Annotated in this window: 18 protein-coding genes; 11 read left to right on the top strand and 7 right to left on the bottom strand. The window is 71.7% G+C overall.

Annotated features, from left to right (window positions below; translation table 11 throughout):
• Window positions 1–11: 11 nt before the first annotated feature.
• Window positions 12–5,564: a hypothetical protein gene (locus FNV62_RS04715; protein ID WP_144314706.1), complete on the bottom strand. Its 5,553-nt coding sequence runs from the start codon at window positions 5,562–5,564 to the stop codon at window positions 12–14.
• Between the two features lie 280 nt (window positions 5,565–5,844).
• Here FNV62_RS04715 and FNV62_RS04710 point away from each other — a divergent pair, with 280 nt between their 5' ends.
• From FNV62_RS04710 to FNV62_RS04700, 3 genes are all read left to right on the top strand, one after another.
• Window positions 5,845–6,189: an SH3 domain-containing protein gene (locus tag FNV62_RS04710; protein ID WP_144314705.1), complete on the top strand. Its 345-nt coding sequence runs from the start codon at window positions 5,845–5,847 to the stop codon at window positions 6,187–6,189.
• 59 nt (window positions 6,190–6,248) lie between these two features.
• Window positions 6,249–6,632 (top strand): SH3 domain-containing protein, encoded by a 384-nt coding sequence (locus tag FNV62_RS04705; RefSeq protein WP_144314704.1) that lies wholly within the window; start codon window positions 6,249–6,251, stop codon window positions 6,630–6,632.
• Between the two features lie 108 nt (window positions 6,633–6,740).
• A complete protein-coding gene (locus FNV62_RS04700; RefSeq protein ID WP_240361149.1) occupies window positions 6,741–7,061 on the top strand; it encodes a cupin domain-containing protein in 321 nt (106 codons plus the stop codon).
• A 55-nt stretch (window positions 7,062–7,116) separates the two neighbouring features.
• On the opposite strand, the gene FNV62_RS04695 is transcribed toward FNV62_RS04700, so the two are convergent.
• The 3 genes from FNV62_RS04695 to FNV62_RS04685 form a co-directional block, all read right to left on the bottom strand.
• Window positions 7,117–7,584, bottom strand: a complete 468-nt coding sequence (locus FNV62_RS04695) for a peroxiredoxin (RefSeq protein WP_097282727.1) — start codon at window positions 7,582–7,584, stop codon at window positions 7,117–7,119.
• Window positions 7,581–7,961: a MauE/DoxX family redox-associated membrane protein gene (locus FNV62_RS04690; RefSeq protein ID WP_097282726.1), complete on the bottom strand. Its 381-nt coding sequence runs from the start codon at window positions 7,959–7,961 to the stop codon at window positions 7,581–7,583. The genes FNV62_RS04695 and FNV62_RS04690 overlap by 4 nt, the downstream gene beginning before the upstream one ends.
• A gap of 106 nt (window positions 7,962–8,067) precedes the next feature.
• Window positions 8,068–8,646: a TetR/AcrR family transcriptional regulator gene (locus FNV62_RS04685; protein WP_144314703.1), complete on the bottom strand. Its 579-nt coding sequence runs from the start codon at window positions 8,644–8,646 to the stop codon at window positions 8,068–8,070.
• A 247-nt stretch (window positions 8,647–8,893) separates the two neighbouring features.
• On the opposite strand from FNV62_RS04685, the gene FNV62_RS04680 reads away from it, so the two are divergent.
• Entirely contained in the window at window positions 8,894–10,354 is a 1,461-nt protein-coding gene (locus tag FNV62_RS04680) for an MFS transporter (RefSeq protein WP_143600016.1), read from the top strand.
• Window positions 10,355–10,415: 61 nt separating this feature from the next.
• Window positions 10,416–10,907, top strand: coding sequence for a hypothetical protein (locus FNV62_RS04675; protein WP_186003040.1), 492 nt, complete (start codon window positions 10,416–10,418; stop codon window positions 10,905–10,907).
• Between the two features lie 30 nt (window positions 10,908–10,937).
• Here the strand turns inward: FNV62_RS04675 and FNV62_RS04670 are convergent, their stop codons facing one another.
• Together FNV62_RS04670 and FNV62_RS04665 are read right to left on the bottom strand one after the other, a co-directional pair.
• Window positions 10,938–11,405, bottom strand: a complete 468-nt coding sequence (locus FNV62_RS04670) for a hypothetical protein (protein ID WP_097282724.1) — start codon at window positions 11,403–11,405, stop codon at window positions 10,938–10,940.
• A gap of 209 nt (window positions 11,406–11,614) precedes the next feature.
• A complete protein-coding gene (locus FNV62_RS04665) occupies window positions 11,615–12,520 on the bottom strand; it encodes an EamA family transporter (protein ID WP_143600015.1) in 906 nt (301 codons plus the stop codon).
• 218 nt (window positions 12,521–12,738) lie between these two features.
• On the opposite strand from FNV62_RS04665, the gene FNV62_RS04660 reads away from it, so the two are divergent.
• Complete coding sequence (locus FNV62_RS04660; RefSeq protein ID WP_143605157.1) at window positions 12,739–13,596, top strand: LysR family transcriptional regulator; 858 nt, start codon at window positions 12,739–12,741, stop codon at window positions 13,594–13,596.
• A 406-nt stretch (window positions 13,597–14,002) separates the two neighbouring features.
• Here FNV62_RS04660 and FNV62_RS04650 read toward each other — a convergent pair whose 3' ends face one another.
• Entirely contained in the window at window positions 14,003–14,242 is a 240-nt protein-coding gene (locus FNV62_RS04650) for a hypothetical protein (protein WP_164657603.1), read from the bottom strand.
• A 1,000-nt stretch (window positions 14,243–15,242) separates the two neighbouring features.
• Here FNV62_RS04650 and FNV62_RS04645 point away from each other — a divergent pair.
• The 5 genes from FNV62_RS04645 to FNV62_RS04625 are packed head-to-tail and all read left to right on the top strand — an operon-like array spanning window position 15,243 to window position 19,459.
• Window positions 15,243–15,893 carry a GntR family transcriptional regulator gene (locus FNV62_RS04645; protein WP_143600014.1) on the top strand — a complete coding sequence of 217 codons (651 nt, stop codon included), beginning with the start codon at window positions 15,243–15,245 and terminating at the stop codon, window positions 15,891–15,893.
• Window positions 15,894–15,941: 48 nt separating this feature from the next.
• Window positions 15,942–16,691 carry a PIG-L deacetylase family protein gene (locus FNV62_RS04640; protein WP_143600013.1) on the top strand — a complete coding sequence of 250 codons (750 nt, stop codon included), beginning with the start codon at window positions 15,942–15,944 and terminating at the stop codon, window positions 16,689–16,691.
• Window positions 16,688–17,398 (top strand): 4-carboxy-4-hydroxy-2-oxoadipate aldolase/oxaloacetate decarboxylase, encoded by a 711-nt coding sequence (locus FNV62_RS04635; protein WP_143600012.1) that lies wholly within the window; start codon window positions 16,688–16,690, stop codon window positions 17,396–17,398. Before FNV62_RS04640 ends, FNV62_RS04635 begins: the two co-directional genes overlap by 4 nt.
• Window positions 17,395–18,483, top strand: a complete 1,089-nt coding sequence (locus tag FNV62_RS04630; RefSeq protein WP_143600011.1) for a 4-oxalomesaconate tautomerase — start codon at window positions 17,395–17,397, stop codon at window positions 18,481–18,483. Before FNV62_RS04635 ends, FNV62_RS04630 begins: the two co-directional genes overlap by 4 nt.
• 10 nt (window positions 18,484–18,493) lie before the next feature.
• Window positions 18,494–19,459, top strand: coding sequence for a catechol 2,3-dioxygenase (locus FNV62_RS04625; protein ID WP_144314702.1), 966 nt, complete (start codon window positions 18,494–18,496; stop codon window positions 19,457–19,459).
• Window positions 19,460–19,504 lie beyond the last annotated feature (45 nt).

Below are 19,504 nucleotides of genomic sequence, written 5' to 3'. Positions count from 1 at the left end.
ACGCCCCCGCATCAGGACCTGAGGCGGCCGTCCGGGTCGTGGAGTTTGGTGTGGTTGGACGGATCCTGGAGCATACGGCGGGCCACGGGCGCCGGGATCCGCACGACGACCGGAGTGGGGACGGTGAAGTCCCGCACGGCGACGGAGGGGGCGCCGGGGCGGCCCCGGTTGCTCACCCGGGCCACCACCCGCACGTCCAGGGTGAACTGCACCAGCGTCGCCTCGAACTTGGGTTTGTGCAGAGGCATCGAGCCGGACCCGTGGGCCGAGCTGTCGGTGGCGCCGCCGACCTGGTCGACGTTGCCGAGGAGCTGGTTCATCCGGAACTCGTCCGCGTTGAGCACACCGGCGCCGCCCAGTCCCCGCACCGACTTGTTGTGCTCCACCGCCTGCTGGTGGTCCGTCCCCGTGGGCCGGGGCGCGTCCAGGGCGCTCTGCGCCACCGTCTCGAAGGTCATCTTGTCGCCGACGCCCAGCACACGTCCGGCGCGCAGCCGGGCGTGCAGTGAGGTCCGCAGATCCTGCCCCTGCGCGCCGGAGGCGTGCACGACGGGAAGGTCGACCCCCGCCGCGGTGAGCAGTGGCAGGGCGGAGATCAGCCACTCGGTGGACACTGCCTCGCGCTGCGCGTACGCCGCCGCGTCGCCCGTCTTGCGGTAGCGCTCCCCGCCGTGCGCCGCCCGCACCGCGTCGTCGATCACCCGGCGGATCTCGGGAGCGCCGCGGAACCCGTTGACCTGCGCCTCCATCGGCAGGCTCACCCCGCGGCCGTGCCAGGGGCCCAGCCGGCTCGCTTCGGCGTCGTCCTGCCGCAGGAACGCCTGTCCCGCCTCCGCGCGCGGCACCGGCCGCAGCCGGGACAGTGCCTCGAGGTCCTTGACCAGAACGCGGTGGACCAGGGACTGGCCGCCGAGGGTGGCGAGGCTCACCCGCCCACGGGACGAGTGCAGTTCGAGGGTCGCCTCGATCGGCACCCGCATTCTGACGGAACGGGCGGAGGCCTCGGCGACGGTCTTCATTCCGAGCTGACCGCGCCCCACGGTGGCCGACTTCGTGACATCGCTGACGCCGACGCCGAGCCCGCCGGAGCCGCCGACGCTCTTGAGTGGACCGCCGCCGCCCTCCGGCTTGCCCGCACCGGCCACGACCCCCTCGACGGTCCGCGTGTCGCTCGTCTCGCGGGTGTCCGCCCGCTGCGCGGCGGCCGAGGTGATGTACTCCATGTCGCGGCCGTCCTTCGCCTCGCCCTCGGACGTGCCCTGCCGAGTGCGGCGTACGCGGAACACGGCCCAGTACGGTGTGTCGCGCCCGCGGAAGAGTTCGACGGGCACCCCGCCGTCCATGGCCCCGGAGAGCAGTCCGGCCGACCCGTCCCGGTCCAGGACGCGCAGCAGCCGCTGCATGTTGTCGTGCGGATCGGCCAGTTGCCGCTTCGGCAGGAGTTCGTCGGCGAGAGACCGGTCACGCCGGCCGACGTCGGCGCGCAGCCGCTCGAGCAGGGGAACGAAGTCGGGCAGTTCCTCGATCATGCCGAAGCCGAGCGGCAGCTCCTGGGCGAGGGCGGGCGCCGCCGGGGCGGTCGTGCTCGACGACTCCCCGCTGCGGGACGCCTCGGTCTGCTCCTGGGTGGCCTTCCCGTTGCCCTTGGACTCTTCGCCCTTGGATTCCGGGCCCCTGGGCTCCGTGCCCTGGCGTGCGGACTCCCCCGGCGAGGACGTCTGCCCGGCGGCCCCGGGAACGCGCAGGCCGGCCGCCGCCAACTGTTCCTGGGTGAGCCAGACGGCGGCCGCGGCGGGCAGCGTCCGCTCGCCCTTCGCGACGTACGGGCCGCCTCCCGTGACCTTGACCTCGCTGACCATCCGGACCACCAGGTCGCAGTGGACCAGGTAGAGGGGCCGGGTGCGCGGGGTGTGGGCGTTGCGTTCGACGGTGCCGCTCAGCGTCGTCGCCGTCGCCGCGCTCCGGCCCAGGCTCCGCCCGGCCGACACGCCCTCGCCCAGCCGCCAGCCGGGGCCGTTCTCCGATCCGAGGGCGCCGCCCTGCACGGTCGTGGAGGTACCGCTGCCCTCCTGCCCGGTCATCTGGTGGCCGCCGAGCAGGAACGTCTCGGTACCCGCCCCGGTGCCCTCCGCCACCACCTCCGGGTTGGTGAGGGCGAACCGGGTACCGACCGCGCCGTTGAGCGCGTGGAGCCTGCGGGGGTACTGCAGGTTCTTCACCACCCACCCGGAGGACACCGCCTGGCGCAGCGCCGAGGTGATGGCCTGCGGACTGAAGCGTTCCTCGATCGCCAGTCGTGGCGCGAGGCCCTCCGTCCGCAGCGCGTGGTCCTCCCGCAGTTCCCGGTTGCGGCTCGCGGCCCGCGACAGGAGCTCGAAGGCGAGGTCCCGGATGGGTCCGCCGCCTCCGACGGTCTCCACCAGCGTCCAGTCCCGGACCGCCCGGCCCGCGATCGAGCGCGGCGCCATGGTCGACAGATCGCCGATGCCCGACGCGTTGAACTGCCGCTGCGGCGGCGCCAGTCCGGCGGTGCGCCTGCGGGTCCTGGCCGTCAGCCGGTCCTTCCCGGCCGTGTCCATGGTGAACGCGGTCGGGGTGAGCAGCCGTACGTCCTGCTCGGCCAGATCGAGAGCCTCGGTGTCCGCGGTCGAGGCGATGTGCACGGCGTCGGGTGTGTCCCGCCCCGGCATGCCCGGTGTGAGGGCACGTGTGGCGGTCCGCTCCCGTGTCGTCATGGTGACGTCCACGTCCAGGCGCAGGGCGCCGCCGAACGCGCTGGTCTTCTCACCGCCGTTGGTGAGCACGTCGGAGCGTGTCGCCGGACCCGCCTGGTTGCGCCGGGTGCTCTGCCGGGTCCGCTCGCCGCGCACCGTGGCGGACAGGGCACCGGGGATCAGCCGGAACTGGCCGAGCGCCAGTCCGCCGATCGATCGTGAACTGGACCGCCCGCTCTGCGAGTTGCTGGTGACGCCGCTGTGGCTGCGCACCAGCCAGTCCTTCGTCTCCCCCTGGTGGCCCGTCTCGCGCAGGGCGCCGACGACCTTGATCTGCACGTCGTGCGCGTGCCATCGGCTCTTGCGCCGCATCCGGACCCGGATCCCGGAGGAGAGCAACTGGTCCTTGTTGACCCGCAGGTTGGTCTCCGAGAGTACGGTGATCAGCTCGCGGTAGTTGCGCCGCTGCACCTCGCCCTCCTCGCGGCTCACCTCGGTCCCCGCCCCCGCGCCGAACGCGGGCAGATAGCCCGCGAGTCGCGGATCGGTGGCGAAGAGCTGCTCGATGCCGGAGAGCAGGGGAGCGGTGTCCAGCTGGCTGATCGCCACGCTCGACCCCATGGCTCCGAACGGCAGATGGCGCTCGGTGTCCTGACCGGCCGACGACCCGGCCCCGTCCCGTGCCTCTTCACCTTGCCGCCGGTCGAGCTTCTTCCCGTCCGCGTCCGTTCCCGGCTCCCTGATCATGGAGCCCGCCGTGACGCCTTCGGGCAGTTCGAGGCCCAGCGACCGGGCCTCGTCGGCGCGCAGACTGACCCACACATCCATCGAGTGCCGGGCCGTGCGGGCCCCGGAGCGCACCTTCATGGCGGGGGAGAGCGGTCCGGTGCCCTCGACGCTGAACCGCACCTTGCCGAGGTAGAGCACCTTGTCGCCCCTGACCTCGGCTCCCTGACGGCTCGACACCGTCTGCTCGGCCACCGTGAACCGCGCTTTGCGCGCGCCGGCCGTGGGCATGACCGTCGCGCGCACCGCGGCGGCGTTGCCCAGCACGCCGAACCCCGCCGCAGGGCCCGCGCCGAAGGTCCCTCCTCGGCCCTTGGCCGCCGTGTGGGACACCGAGTGCTGTGCCTGCTGGTGCGTACGCAGTTGGGTCTTGCCGGTCGTCCAGGTGGGCGACAGGGCGGTGAGGTCGGCGCGCATCCGGTAGGTGCCCGTGGCACTGCCGTCCTTGGAGACGAGATCCTCCCCGATCACCCAGCCGCTCAGCAGCCGGGGCAGGTCCTCCAGGACGGTCGTGGCGGAGGTGGCGTCGTGGAGCCGGGCCCGCCCGGGCGCACCGCGGGAGGTCAGGGAGGGATGCAGCACGGAGCGGACCGTGTCGAACAGGCCGCCGCCGCCCGGATGGGGGGCCGCGGCGTCGTCCAGGGCGACCGGGGCCAGCGAGTCCGCGAGCCGCACGCTCCGGGCGGTCCCCGTGCTGAGGGGGCGCGGTCGCGCGGGTGCCTCGGCGGTGACCGGCACCAGGTGTTCGGTGGGTACCCGCATCATGAGGGACCCGGAGCCGCTGAACGTCTGCGCCCGGCCGCCCCGCCCCTCGTCCTGGGGCTGGACCCGGACGCCGTAGCGCACCCGGCGCCGCATCTCGACGGACCCCTTGTCGCTGCGCAGCACCCGCGGTTCGGACATGGCCTTCTGCACACGGGAGTCGGTGGAGGACTGGAACGGCTGTGCGTTGGCCATGACCGCCCCGCCGAGCCAGACGCCCGGGACGACCGGCGCCAGCCCGAACGCCATGAAGTTGACACCCTTGCTGGACGAACCGCCCGAGGAGTGGCTCACCACGCCCGAGGTGTTGTGCTGGGCGTCCACTTTGACGGTGGCGCCCTCGGCCATCCGCGCGTCCTGGGCGGCCTGCCGGGGGACGACCTCGGTGCCGGTGCCGGTGCCGCCGTCGTGATCGTCGGCTCGGGCCTTCCCCTTCCCCTTGCCCATGGCGGCCTCCGACTCGGCCAGCAACGCGGCCATGGCCTTGGCCTGTTCCACGGCCGCGGCCTGAGCCTTCACGGCCTCCGGGGAGACGAAGGTCTCGGGCAGGTCGGTGCCGTCCCGGGAGATGGTGACGGTGACGTCGTACCAGCCCTTGCCCTCCGGCCCCTCGACGGCGAAGGAGCGGCCCTGGCCGTAGAACGTCTCCGGCCGCCCGGCCAGCTCCTCGCGTATCTCGGCCACCGTCCCGTCGGACCGTCCGACGACCGTCCCCAGGGCGGTGGACACGAACTCGTGCCCGGTGAGCCCGTACGCCGTGGAGAGCCCCGCCGCCCGTAACTCCCGCAGGTACGGCGGCAGTCCGAGCGGCGGATGGGAGGAGCCGGGTCCGCTGCCGGTCGGACGGGGGACCGGCCGACGTGTGCCCGCCCGTCGGGGGCGTGTCGTGGTGGCGGCGCGCGGCCGGGCGTTCTCCACGCCTTCCTCGGACTCCTCCGCCGCCTCGTCGATCGCGGGAAGCACCGCGGGCAGCCGGGTGGCGGCACTGCTCTCGGGCAGTTCCTCAAGGGTGGGCAGCACGGAAGGGGAGGGCCTCGGCGCACGCGTGGCGCCCGCCACGCCCTCGGCGGCCGGGAGCCGTCCACGCAGGGCGCGCGCGGTCGCCGCGTTGCCCGCGTCCCGCTGCAGGGCCAGCAGCGCCTGGGGAGTCATCCCCGGGCCGGCGGTCGTCGGGAACGCCGGGTGCGGCGCCGTGACCTCCGCGCCGTTCCTGGCGGCCGAGGCCGTGTCCCGGCCGACGGCTCCCCGGCCGTGGTCCCCGGTCCTGCCGTTCCCGCCCGATGCCTGCCGCTGCCTACGCACAGTGAGCCATTCCCGTCATGAGGACCGCCGTCCCGCCCCCATCGGATCCGTCCGCTGGGGAGCGTAACCACTGCGTAGGCCCCACAGGGAGCAAGATCATGGACTCGGACATATGGACGCCCGCCGACCACCGAAGGGACAACGGCAGTACACCCGCGCTCCATCTTCCGCAGCCGTGCGCTCACTTCGAACAGCGTTGAATGGCATTGCCGCCGTGCTCCCTCGGCGCCCACTGTGGCGGTGGTCGAAAGCGAAACACCACACACAGGGGGAGTTCCTCATGCGCCGTATTCCGGCCGTCGTCACCACGTGCGCCGCGACGCTCGCCTTCCTCGTCCCGGCCGGCCTGGCCGCCGCCGTGCCTGCCTCGCCCGCCGAGCAGTCGTACACCGTCGTGCCCTACGAGAACGTCAAGGTCCGCCAGCTGCCGACGCAGGACAGCGCCTACCTGGCCACCCTGACCGCCGGTCAGTCCTACACCGCGTACTGCTGGACCCACGGGCAGACCATCACGGACCACGGCTACACGAACGACATCTGGATCGGATTCGCCGACGGATTCAGCAGCGCCGTCTATTTCAAGGGCGACCAGTACGCGAATCTGCCGGCCTCCGCCCAGTGCTGATGGCAGCGGAACTCACCGGAATGCACCGCGATCGTCCCTCCGTGCCAAGGAGTTCACCCATGAGCATCCGACGCAAGGCCGCCGCCGTCCTCGCCGGAACCGTACTCGCGTGCGGCCTTCTGAGCGCGGGAACCGCCTCGGCCGCGGCGCCGACCGGTCACACGCGGCAGGCCGCCTTCGAGACGTACACCGTCGTGTCCCTCGTCGACGCGCCCATCCGTTCCGGTCCGGGCAACGGCCACCCCGTGATCGGCAGGCTGCGCGCCGGGTACAGCTACTCCGCCTTCTGCTGGCTCTCCGGCGAGACGGTCGTCGACCACGGTTCCACCAGCCACATCTGGGTCTATCTCTCCGGCGGCCCCGGCATCGGCAACGGCTGGGTCAGCGCCCTGTACCTGCGCGGCGACGAGCGGGCCGATCTTCCGGCCTCGGCGCAGTGCTGACCCGCTCGGACGGACCAGTCAGATGACTGAAGCTTCCTCGAGCCACCGCTTCGCACAATGGACGAGGCCCCGCCCGACCGCCTCACGAAGCGAAGGATCAGCATGCACGTGGACGCCCATGACGATGAGATCTGGGCCGTACTCGAAGGTGAGATCACCTTCTTCGTCGGAGAGCAGCGCTACGACCTGGGTCCGGGCGACGTCGCCTTCGGTCCGCGCGGCGTCCCGCGCCGCCATGTCGTGCGCAGCCCGGAATCCCGTCTGCTCGTGACCTCGGTGTCGACCGGGGTCGCGGAATGGTTCACCCGCAACGGCACACCGGTGGCCTTTGCCGGTGAACTGCCCCCGTCCCTCGGCCTCGACGCCGCCGCCGGCCTGGTGGGCGCCTACGACCTTCATGTCGTCGGGCCGCCGGCCAAGGGCGAGTGACGCGGGCGCGCCGGGCCGGGGCACGACGATCCGGCCGCCGCGGGGGAGCCGAAGGTCAGCCCTGATGGGCCCGCAGCGCGGCGAGGGCCCGGTCCGCGTGGGCGCTCATCCGCAGTTCGCTGCGCACCACCTCCAGGACGGTGCGGTCCTGCGCGATGACGAAGGTGACCCGCTTCGTGGGTGCCAGGGAGAAGCCGCGCTTCACCCCGAACCGCTCGCGGACCGTGCCGTCGACATCGGACAGCAGCGGGTATCCGAGCGTGTGACGCCCGGCGAACTCCTGCTGCTTGTCGACCGCGTCACCACTGATGCCGACCGGCCGCCCGCCGGCGGCGGTGAACTCGGCGGCCAGATCACGGAAGTGGCACGCCTCGGTGGTGCAGCCGGCGGAGAGCGCGGCGGGGTAGAAGAACAGCACGACCGGTCCCTCGCCGAGCAAATCGGTCAGCTTGCGCTCCGTGCCGGTCTCGTCGGGCAGGGCGAAGTCCTCGACCTTGTCGCCCACATCCACACCACGCGTCATGACTGACCCTTCCCACCATTGGCAACGCTGCGTGCCCACAGTACAAGGGGCACCTGCAAGGGGAGTCGCGCGATCGCCGCGGCCTTCTGCGGGGCGGGACGCCGACGCCAGTCCACGGCCATCTGGACGTTGGCGGGGAACACTCCGACGAAGAAGGCCGCGGTGGCCAGCGCGGCCACCCGCCGGGTACGGGGCACCGCCACCCCGGCGGCCAGCGCCAGTTCGGCGACACCGCTCGCGTACGTCCAGGTCCGGGGTGCCCCCGGCAGCGCCCGCGGAATGGTCGCGTCGAACTGCCGCGGCGACACGAAGTGACCGACACCCGCGGTGGCCAGCAGGCCGGCGAGCAACAGAGCTGAGCGTTCCGACCGTGGCACGGTTCCTCCTCCAGGGGACTGCCGCGAGATATTACTGGAGGGTAAGTGCGGTGTGGGCGACGGGGCGCACGAAGGGGTAGGAGTCCCCTCCTGCCCCGGGCCGATGTCAGCGCGCGGCGCGGACGCCGTCCAGCGCGACCGTGAGGACCCGGTCGCGCTGGGTGTCGTCGAGGAAGTTCGTCGAGGTGATCCCGGCGACCATGCGCAGCAGGTCGTCGAAGTCCATGTCCGCGCGCGCCTCGCCGGCCTTCTGCGCCCGCTCGAACAGCGGGCCGCCCGCCTGGTACATCGAGTCCCGGCAGGTCAGGAAGATCTCCGACTCGTTGTCGAGCGCCTCACGGATGGCCCGTTTGGTCACGGTGTAGTCCACGAACCGCCGCAGCCACGAGGTCAGCGCCTCCCAGGGCTCCCGCTCGGCGACTCCCAGGGCCACCTGGCACAGGGCGTCCACCTCGTCCGCGTACACGCTCTCGAAGAGGTGGCGGCGGGTGGGGAAGTTCCGGTAGAGGGTGCCGATGCCCACGCCCGCGCGCCGGGCGATGTCCTCCAGGGACGCCTCCGCGCCGTGCTCCGCGAAGGCCTCGCGTGCGGCGGTCAGCAGGGCGTCGTAGTTGCGCGCGGCGTCTTTGCGGTGCGGGCGCCGGGACGCCACGATCTCGCTGATGGGGAACGGCTGAGCCGTCACTTGGTGCCTCCCGGCCGAGAAGAAGTTGAAGCGGAGGGTTGCCTCCGTTACAGTGGAGGCATACCTCCACTTTAGCAGTCGGGGGTGCGTCCCCGTGGTGCCGTGCGTCCGCACGCACCGTCGACGCGCTCGTACCCCCTGTGACCTCGATCGGGCCGTGCGCAGCCCGCCCCCGCTCCTTGAGTGGCCGTTCCGCTTGCTCTGTTTCGTTCCCTGTTCCGATCCGCTCCGTTCGGAGAGGCCTTTCATGCCCACGAAGTCCACCCGCCTCACCTTCGCGGTCCTCGCGACCGGTGCGGGCGTGTTCTCCATGCTCCAGTCGCTGATCGCACCGGCCCTGCCGACCGTCCAGCACGCCCTGAACACCTCGCAGTCCACCGTGACCTGGGTGATGACGGCCTACCTGCTGTCCGCCTCGGTCTTCACCCCGATCCTCGGCCGGGTCGGCGACCTGATCGGCAAGAAGCGCACCCTCGTCGCCGTCCTCGTGACCGTGACACTCGGCTGTCTGCTCGCCGCGCTCGCGCCGAACATCGGCGTGCTGATCGTCGCCCGGGTCGTCCAGGGCATAGGCGGTGCGCTGTTCCCGCTCTCCTTCGGCATCATCCGGGACGAGTTCACCGCGGCCGAGGTCGGCCCCAGCATCAGCAACCTGTCCGCCGTGATCGCCGCGGGCGGCGGCGTCGGACTGGTGGCGGCCGGTCCCATCGTGTCCGCGCTCGACTACCGCTGGCTGTTCTGGCTGCCCGTCGGTGTCGTCGCGGTCACCACGCTGATCGCCCTGCGCTACGTCCCCGAATCCCCGAGCCGGGCCGAGGGACGCGTCAGCTGGCTCGGTGCCGTCCTGCTGTCGGGCTGGCTGGTAGCGCTGCTGCTCCCGCTCAGCCAGGCGGGCCAGTGGGGCTGGGGATCGGCCCGGGTGATCGGGCTGTTCGCCGCCGCCGTCCTGCTCTTCGCGCTGTGGCTGCTGGTCGAGGCGCGCTCCCGCACCCCGCTGATCGACCTGCGCGTCATGCGGCTGCCCGCGGTGTGGACCACCAACACCGCCGCGCTCCTGTTCGGCGCGGGCATGTACGCGATCTGGTCCTTCCTCCCCGGCTTCGTGCAGACCCCGAGCTCCGCCGGATACGGCTTCGGCGCCAGTGTCACCGCGGCCGGACTGCTCATGCTGCCGATGCTGCTCGCCATGTTCTGCTCGGGTGTGCTCAGTGGTCGGCTGGAGCCCGTCCTCGGCGCCAAGAAGCTGCTCACGACCGGTGCCGCGCTCGGTGCGGTCGCCTGTGCCTTCCTCGCCCTGTGGCACGACCAGCAGTGGCAAGTGGCCTTCGCCGCGGGCATCTTCGGCCTGGGCATCGGACTCGCCTTCGCCTCGATGGCCAACCTGATCGTCGGCAGCGTGCCGCCCGAGCAGACCGGCGCCGCGACCGGGATGAACGCCAACATCCGCACCATCGGAGGGTCCATCGGCGCGGCCGTGACCAGCGTTCTGGTGACCGGCCGGCTCCAGTCCTCGGGCCTTCCCTACGGCTCGGGATACACCCACGGGTTCACCCTGCTCGCCCTGCTCTGTCTGGCCGCGGCGCTGGCCGCCCTTCTCGTGCCGGTCCAGCGTGCCGGCCGGCTCTCCGCCTCGGCCCGCGCGGAAGCCCACTCCGCGCGTACGGAAACGGAACCGGAGGCGGCCGTCGCTCCGGGCACGCGGAGCTGACCTGGTCCACGCTCGGCGTGACCACGCTCGGCGCGACCGCGTCGATGCGTGAAATTGGTGGGTGAAGATGCTTGTCGGACAGGGTCATGGCTCCGAACGGGCGGCGCGTTCACCCGACTCGGTGAGCGGTACCACGGGCGCGTACCACCAGCGCGCGCACCGCCGTTGCTCCGACATGGACAGCACTCACACGGCCCAGCGGCGCCGTCCGGAGCAGGGCCTCGCGGGTCGGCCCTACGCCGAGCTGACGGACGGGCGCCTGGGTCACCCGCCGATCCACGACCAACCGGTCGCGGAGTGGCGGGTCAAGGGCCGGGTGGTTCCGGAGCACCGTGAGGTGGTCGCGGTGCTGTGGGCCTCCTTCGCCGCCTCCAGCCCCTTCGACAGCGCGGCGTGGCCGGTCGACTCCTGCGCGGAGAGGCGGGACGAGAAGACCGCCGGACCGGTACCCGCCGAACCCCGGACCGTACCTGCCGTCCCCGTACCTGCCGTCCCCGTACCCGCTGTCCCCGTACCCGCTGTCCCCGTACCCCGTGGCCTGCTGGGCTGGTGAACCTCTCCGCGCGCTGCCGCGGAGTACCGGTCACCCTCCGGGCGGGGGTGCGAGGACGGCGAGCGTCCCGTTGGCCCGCTGCAACGCCAGTTCCAAGGGGACCGCGGCATGCAGGTCTCCGGTCCCGTCGGGCGGGATCAGCCATTCCAGGAACCGCGCGGCGCGGTACGGCGGTGGAACGGCGACCCACGAGCCCTTGCCCGCGTGACGGAGCCCGGAGCCGACCCAGCGGCTGGCCGGGTCCGGCGGCAGGAAGAAGCCCACTCTCCGTGATGCGGTGTCCACCAGGGTGGGGCCGGGGGCGCGCAGCGGGTCGTTCCACAGGATGTCCAGGGCGAGCAGCCCGAGTTGCTCGGGAACGCTGAGTACGTCCCAGAACCGTCCGGCCTCCATGAGCACGGTCCCCGTCCCCTGATCCCACTCGCGCTTGCAGGCCCGGGGGTCCGAGGCGGCAGCCGCGAGCCACTCGACACCTTGCATCCACATCACATCCGGCATGACCAACTCCAGGACATTCGCAGGCCGTCTGACCAGGTGTGGAGCGGCGCACTCGGATGCGGAACCCGCACCTGGGCGCCGACCCGGCGCGTTCATGCTGGTAGATATCTCTATGTGACGGAAGGGGTGGCGCGGTCTGGCGTTTTCGCCGAAACGTTCTTCTGGGGACGTCCGTTGCCCGGATTTCCGTCAGGTCCGTGAAGTGTCCGTCAACTTCGTGCAGCCAGAATGCCGAGCACGTTGGCCGCGACGACGGCGCCGATGCCCGTCCACTCCGTCCAGTCCAGGCTCTGACCGAGGACGATCCACCCGACCAGACCGGCCAGGACGGGATTGACGCTCATGAAGAGACCGAAGGCCGGGGCCGGGACGCGGCGCAGGGTGAACAGGTCCGCGAGGCAGGGCACCGCGGAGGACAGCACGCCGGCGGCCACGGCGCAGCCGACCGCCGTCGGCGTCGGAGGATGCCGGACCGCGACGGCGACGCCGACCGGCAGGAACAGTAGGGCGGAGAGCCCGGCGGCAGCAGCGGACCCCGCGGCCCCGGGGATACGGCGGCCGACGGTGCGGTTGAGCAGGATGTACGACGCCCAGCAGCCGGCGGCCAGCAGCCCGAGGCCCATTCCGAGGAAGTCGGCGGAGGGGCGCGGACGCATCAGCGTGACGACACCCGCCGCGGCGATCACCGCACAGCACGCGTCCACGCGGCGGCGGGAGGCGGCCAGCGCGATGCTGAGCGGGCCCAGGAATTCGAGGGTCACCGCCAGCCCCAGGCCGATGCGGTCGATCGCCGTATAGAGGGACAGGTTCATGGTCCCGAACACCAGCGCCAGCAGCACGACCGGCCACCACTGCGCCCAGGTGAACGTCCGCAGCCGGGGGCGGCCCACTGCCAGCAGGACGACCGCGGCGACGTACTGACGGACCGCGACCACACCGACGGGGCCGAGGACGGGGAAGGCCAGGGAGCCGATCGCGGCACCGGTCTGGTTGGACAGGCCACTGCCGACCATGGTGACCACGCCGGTCAGGCGCGTGCCGTCCGGCTTCGGGGCCGTGGGTGCCGGGGGAGTGCGACGCGCGGGTGCTGCCGGGCGTGCGGAGGCTGCGTGCATGTCTCGATGCTGGGAGGCCGGGGCTCTTGCGCAAAATGCATCAGCCGATCCATCTATACGCTGGGGTCATGGATCCTTCAGCCGAAGACGCATCCGGCAAGGACGCTTCCGACGAGGACGCATCCGGCAAGGGCGCCTCCTTCGAGGACACCTCGGGCAAGGGCGCTTCCGACGAGGACGCATCCGTCAGGGACGCCTACGCCAAGGACGCCTCCGTCATGAATGTGGAGCTGCGGCAGTTGCGCTGTCTCGTCGCGATCGTCGATGAGGGCACCTTCACCGACGCCGCCATCGCGCTCGGGGTCTCCCAGGCCGCCGTGTCCCGCACACTGGCCTCGCTCGAGCGCGTCCTCGGGGTGCGGCTGCTGCGGCGCACCTCCCGCGAGGTCGCCCCGACGGTGACGGGACTGCGGGTGCTGGCGCATGCCCGGCGGGTACTCGGCGAGGTGGCCGACCTGGTCCAGGAGGCCACGTCGGGTCGCGCCTCGCTGCGGATCGGGTACGCCTGGTCCGCACTCGGCCGTCACACCCTGGCCTTTCAGCGCGACTGGGCGCGGGCGCACCCCGAGACGGAGCTGCGGCTCGTGCGTGTCAACTCCGTCACCGCCGGCCTCGCCGAGGGAGCCTGCGACGCGGCCGTGGTGCGCAGACCCCTGGACGACCGGCGGTTCGACTCCGCGATCGTGGGGCTGGAACGGCGGCTGTGCGCCGTGGCAGCCGACGATCCGCTGGCCGGACGCCGCTCGGTGCGACTCGCCGACCTCGGCGGGCGCGTCCTGCTGATCGACCGCAGGACCGGCACCACCACGACCGAGCTGTTCCCGCCCGACTCCCGCCCGGTGACCAGGGAGACCCACGATGTCGACGAGTGGCTCACCGAGATCTCCACGGGGCGCTGTGTGGGCATGACGGCCGAGTCCACCGCGCACCAGTACCCGCGGCCCGGCGTCGTCTACCGGCCGGTGCGCGACGCCGAGCCGATCGCGGTCCGGCTCGCCTGGTGGCGGGACGCCCCGCACCCAGCCGCCCCCGCCGCCATCGAACTCCTGACGGAGCTCTATCGCCGAGCCGCGTAGTCGACGCCGGGGCGGGCAACGCCATCGCGAGGTGGGTGTGGCCGCGGTCGGCGAGGTGTCGAATCCGCAGGGCGGCGTTCGCGGCGAACCCCGCCCGCCAGTCGCCCGCCGCCCCGGGCTCGTGGTCGGCGAGATGGTCCGGTGCGGATCGTCGGTGAGGACGAAGCTCACGGGTGCCCGCGAGACGCCGCTCGCCGTGGCGACGTCGCTCAGCGTCACGCGCCGTGCACCGGTCGTCATCACGCCCCCGATCGGTTGTGTCGCGGCGCTACCGGGACCGTGGACGACCGCCAGTGCAGGTCGTACGGCCGCACGCCGAACGGTCCCGTGTCGTCGGCGCGACGCGGGACCGTTCGGACAAGACCAGCCGTCTTCGGCGAGATGACGGGCCGTCAATCTTCAGATGTCAGTTGCGACCACTGGGGTCAGCGTCCGCCACCGCCACCACCGCCGTGGCCGCCCCCACCGCCACCGCCGCCGCCGTGGTCTCCGCCACCGCCGCCGTGGTCTCCGCCACCGCCGCCGTGGTCTCCGCCGCCGCCGCCGTGGTCTCCGCCGCCGCCGTGGTCTCCGCCACCGCCGCCGCCGTGGTCTCCGCCACCACCGTGGTCACCACCGCCGTAGTCACCGCCGCCGTGGTCTCCACCGCCGCCGTGGTCTCCGTTGTCGTTCCAGTTGCTGCTGTAGGAGTAGTCGGAGGAGTGATCCGAGTGGCTGGCCGCGCTGGCGATGCCGGCTGTGCCGAATGCCAGGGCCAGAGCGGCGAACAGGCTGGCGACCAGCCGGAACGTCGTTGAAGTGATGATCCGCATGGTGCTTTCCCTTCCCGGGAGCATAGACAGGTGCCGGCTCTGCACGGCCGCGGTGACGTCGGCAGCTTGGAGGCACTGAGACGTTCGCGATAAGGGTCCGGTACATCGGCGTTGAGAGTGACGGGAGTTGCCGTCGCCGACTCGCGCGCTGAGCACGCGTCATCGGGCCCACCCAGGCTGCTGAAGTGCAGCGAACCCCGCGGCGGGGCGCCCGTCCGTCTGTTAACCGACGACCGGGTTGTCGTCGGTCGGGATGTAGTCGGTCGGGATGTTGAGATTGTTTCTCTCTCACCAGGCAAAACGGATGTTTTCTGTTCAACCCGTACCTAACCTACGCATATAGGGACATTGAAGTCAAGCGCAGCAGGTGGCCCCTGGGGTGCGGGAAGTGGGCCGTGGCGCCGCGGGTAACTCCCTTTACTTTCTCTTGGCGTTGGGCGGCTGACGCCCGCCCAGGTCGGGGCTGGTCGGGGCGGTCCCGGTCGTCACCCTCGGCCCGTACGGCGCGTGACGCGCGCCCGGCCCGACCCACCCAAGGAATCGGATCCGGCCTCGAGTTGGCATTTCCCGCGACGGACCCTCGGCGGTCGTGCCCTCGGGTCGCCGGCATCCGCCGGTGTCCGCTGAGTGAACTGCGCCCTTGCCCGGCCCGGGAGATGAGGCGATGGCGTCCCCCTGTCGAGCGGCCGTGGGACGCTTGCGGCCGGTCAGCGCCCGGTGGTGGTGAGTGACCGTTCCGCCGACGAAGTATGTCGGCAACATAGAGAACAAAATTGTTGACAATCTTGTTGGGCTGGATTTAGGTTCGACAGGCACTCACTCAGGGAGGGCGCGATGCCGAAGGAAGCCCGACCAGGCACCGGCGAGCAGGCCAAGCAGCACGCACTGGTGCACCTGCGGCAGGCGATCCTGCACGGCGACATGGCACCGGCCCAACGGCTGGTCGAGAACGAGCTCGCCGAGCAGTTCGGTGTCACGCGGGCCAGCGTCCGGGCGGCGCTGATCGAGCTGGAGTCGGAGGGACTGGTCGAGCGGATCCGCAACCGCGGCTCGCGGGTGCGGGTGGTGACGGTCGAGGAAGCGGTGGCCATCACCGAGTGCCGCATGGTCCTGGAGGGCCTCTGCGCGGCCAAGGCGGCCGTCGAGGCGAGCGAGGACCAGCTGGACCAGCTGACCGACCTGGGCACGGCGATGTCCAAGGCGGTCGCGGGCGGCGAGCCACTGGTCTACTCCCGGCTCAACCACGAACTGCACGACCGGATCAGGGAGTTCTCCGGCCAGCAGGTCGCCGTGGGGCTGCTGGAGCGGCTCAACGGGCAGCTGGTGCGCCACCGTTTCCAGCTCGCGCTGAGACCGGGGCGCCCCCAGCAATCGCTGAGTGAGCACCTGGCCATGATCGATTCGATCAGGGCCCGGGACCCGCAGGCGGCCGAAGCGGCCGTCCGTATCCACCTCGCGGGAGTCATCGACGCGCTGCGCCAATGACGTCGCGGAGGTGGGGCATCCGGCCTGTCCACCAAGGAGATGTGAGCAATGACGCACGGCAAGGCGCCCACCACCCCACGATCGACACTTGTCATCACCGCGCATGCCGGGGACTTCGTCTGGCGGGCCGGGGGAGCCATCGCCCTGGCCGCCTCCCGTGGAGAGAAGGTGACCATCGCGTGCCTCACCTACGGGGAGCGCGGTGAGTCCGCCAAAGCCTGGCGCGAGGGCAATTCGCTGGCGGAGATCAAGGAGATCCGCCGTGCCGAGGCCGAGGCGGCGGCCTCGACCCTGGGCGCCCGCGTGCGCTTCCTCGACGCCGGCGACTACCCCCTGCTCGTCACTCAGGAGCTGACCGACCAGCTCGTACGCATCTACCGCGACACCCAGCCCGACGTGGTGCTGACCCACCCCCTGGACGATCCCTACAACGGTGACCACCCGTCGGCCGCCCGCATGGCCCTGGACGCCCGGGTCCTCGCCCAGGCCATCGGCTATCCCTCCGAGGGCGAGATCATCGGAGCCCCGCCGGTGTTCTTCTTCGAGCCGCACCAGCCGGAGATGTGCGGCTTCCGGCCCGAGGTCCTCCTCGACATCACCCCGGTCTGGGAGACCAAGCGCAAGGCCATGGAGTGCCTCGCCGCCCAGCAGCACCTGTGGGACTACTACACCGACCTGGGCAAGCGGCGCGGCGTACAGCTCAAGCGCAACGCGGGCCCCAACCTCGGCCTGCCGCACGCCACCTACGGCGAGGCCTACATGCGTCCCTACCCGCAGGTCACGGAGGAGCTGGGATGAGCGGCCTGATCGTCACCAACCCGCCGCGCGCCCAGGCCGAGGACGTCGAGGCACTCGGCGGCTACGGCGTGGCCACCGTCCAGGAGGGCATGGGCCGAACCGGCAGTCTCGGTCCCGGGTTCCGGCCCGTCCAGCAGGACGTGCGCATCGCGGGCACCGCGGTCACCGCCCTGTGCTGGCCCGGCGACAACCTCATGATCCACGCGGCGGTCGAGCAGTGCCGCGACGGCGACATCCTCGTGGTGACCACCACCTCGCCGTCCACCGACGGCATGTTCGGCGACCTCTTCGCCACCGCGCTCCAGTACCGCGGGGTGCGCGGCCTGATCATCGACGCCGGGGTGCGCGACACCGCCGACCTGCGAGCCATGGGCTTCCCCGTCTGGTCGAGGGCCGTCTGCGCCCAGGGCACGGTCAAGGCCACGGCCGGCTCGGTGAACGTACCCGTCGTGCTCGGCGGACAGGTCGTCCGCCCCGGTGACGTCATCGTCGCCGACGACGACGGCGTGGTGTGCGTACCCCGCGAGCGGGCCGGTACGGCCGTCAAGGCGGCCGAGGCGCGCACCGCCAAGGAGGACGCCTCCCGGGCCGCCTTCGCCGGGGGCCAGTTGGGCCTGGACCGCTACGGCCTGCGCGAGACCCTCGTACGGCTCGGGGTGCGGTACCAGGCCTACGACGAGTACGAACGCAACGGTTCCCCGTCATGAGCACCGACGAGGAACTGCGCTGCATGCTGATGCGCGGTGGGACCTCGAAGGGCGCCTACTTCCTGGCCGAGGACCTGCCGGCCGACGCCGGGGCGCGCGACGACCTGCTGCTGCGGGTCATGGGCAGCCCCGACCCCCGGCAGATCGACGGACTCGGCGGAGCGCACCCGCTCACCAGCAAGGTCGCGGTGGTCTCCCGCTCCCAGAGCCCCGACGCGGAGGTCGACTACCTCTTCCTCCAGGTGGGAGTGGACCGGGCCGAGGTCTCCGACCGGCAGAACTGCGGCAACCTCCTTGCGGGGGTCGGCCCGTTCGCCGTCGAACGCGGTCTGGTCGCCGCCCGGGACGGGCACACCTCGGTACGGATCCGGATGGTCAACAGCGGTGACCACGCCACCGCCACTTTTCCCACGCCGGACCGGCGCGTCTCCTACGCGGGGCCGGCCGAGATCTCGGGCGTGCCGGGCACCGCCGCACCCGTGGTGATCGAGTTCGAGCGGGGCAGCAGCCCCCTGCTGCCCACCGGGCACGCCCGGGACATCGTCGCGGACACGCCGGTGACCTGCGTGGACAACGGCATGCCGACCGTGCTGATCGCCGCCTCCTCCCTGCACGTCACCGGCTACGAAAGGCCGCGGGACCTGGAGGAGGACCTGACCCTGCACGACCGGCTCCAGCGGATCCGCCTGGAGGCGGGCCTGCTGATGGGCCTGGGCGACGTCAGCGAGACGACCGTGCCCAAGCTCAGCCTGCTGGCACCGCCCACGAACGGCGGCGCGGTCATGACCCGCACCTTCATCCCGGTCCGCTGCCACACCGCCATCGGTGTCCTGGGAGCCGCCAGTGTCGCCGCCGGGCTGCGCGTCCACGGCGGCGTCGGCCAGGACGTCGCCCGTCTGTCCGACAACGGCGGACGGTTGCGCATCGAGCATCCCACCGGATTCCTCGACATCGAGAGCGAGATCGACGACGGCACCCCGGGGGCCGCCCCCGTGGCCCGCCGTACCGCCGTCGTCCGCACCGCACGCAAGATCTTCGACGGTACGGTCTTCCCCCGGCCGGCCGGAGCCGCACTCCACCCTTAAGGAGGCCCGCATGGCCCCGCCCCTCGGCGACATCGCCCACCTCGGGCACGTCGAACTGCTCACCCCGGACCTGGACGGAAGTCTGCGGTTCTTCACCGACTACCTCGGTCTGACGGTCAACGGCCGCAGCGGTGACTCGGTCTACCTGCGGACCTGGGACGACTACGAGCACCACAGCCTCGTCCTCACCACGCACCAGACCTCCGGTCTGCGCCGCACGGCCCTGCGCGCCTCCAGCGAGGAGGCCCTGCAGCGGAGGGTCAAGGAACTGGAGGCCGCCGGTCACCAGGGCCGCTGGACCGAGGATGAGCCGGGCCTCGGCCCGCTGTACGTCACCACCGACCCCGACGGCCACGAACTGGCCCTGTACTGGGAGTCCGAGTGGTACCAGGCCCCGGACGAGCTGAAGCCGGGGCTGAAGAACCAGCCCCAGGCCAAGCCCGGTCACGGGGTGGGCGTACGCCGCCTGGACCATGTGAACTACCTGGCCGCCGACGTCGCCGCCAACGCCGACTTCCACCAGCACCTCCTGGGCGCCCGGCCGACCGAGCAGATCCAGCTCGACGGCGGCCGGATCGCCGCGAAGTGGCTGACGTTCACGAACAAGTCGTACGACGTCGTCTACACCGAGGACTGGACGGGCTCGCGCGGGCGGCTGCACCACATCGCGTTCGCGACCGACACCCGCGAGGACATCCTGCGCGCCGCCGATCTCGCCCTCGACACCGGTGTGTTCATCGAGACGGGCCCGCACAAGCACGCCATCCAGCAGACGTTCTTCCTCTACGTCTACGAGCCGGGCGGCAACCGCATCGAGCTGTGCAACCCGCTCACCCGTCTCGTACTGGCCCCCGACTGGCCCCTGATCACGTGGACCCAGGCCGAGCGTGCCAAGGGGCAGGCGTGGGGTCTGAAGACCATCGAGTCCTTCCACACCCATGGCACACCGCCGCTGGACCCGACCGCGGACCACTGAGAACAAGTCAGCAAGAACAAGTCAGCGAAACAGGCAGGGCGGCAC

This window comes from Streptomyces sp. RLB3-17 (genome assembly GCF_007113425.2).
Classification (GTDB): domain Bacteria; phylum Actinomycetota; class Actinomycetes; order Streptomycetales; family Streptomycetaceae; genus Streptomyces; species Streptomyces mirabilis_D.
This window is presented reverse-complemented; position numbering and strand designations above follow the sequence as displayed.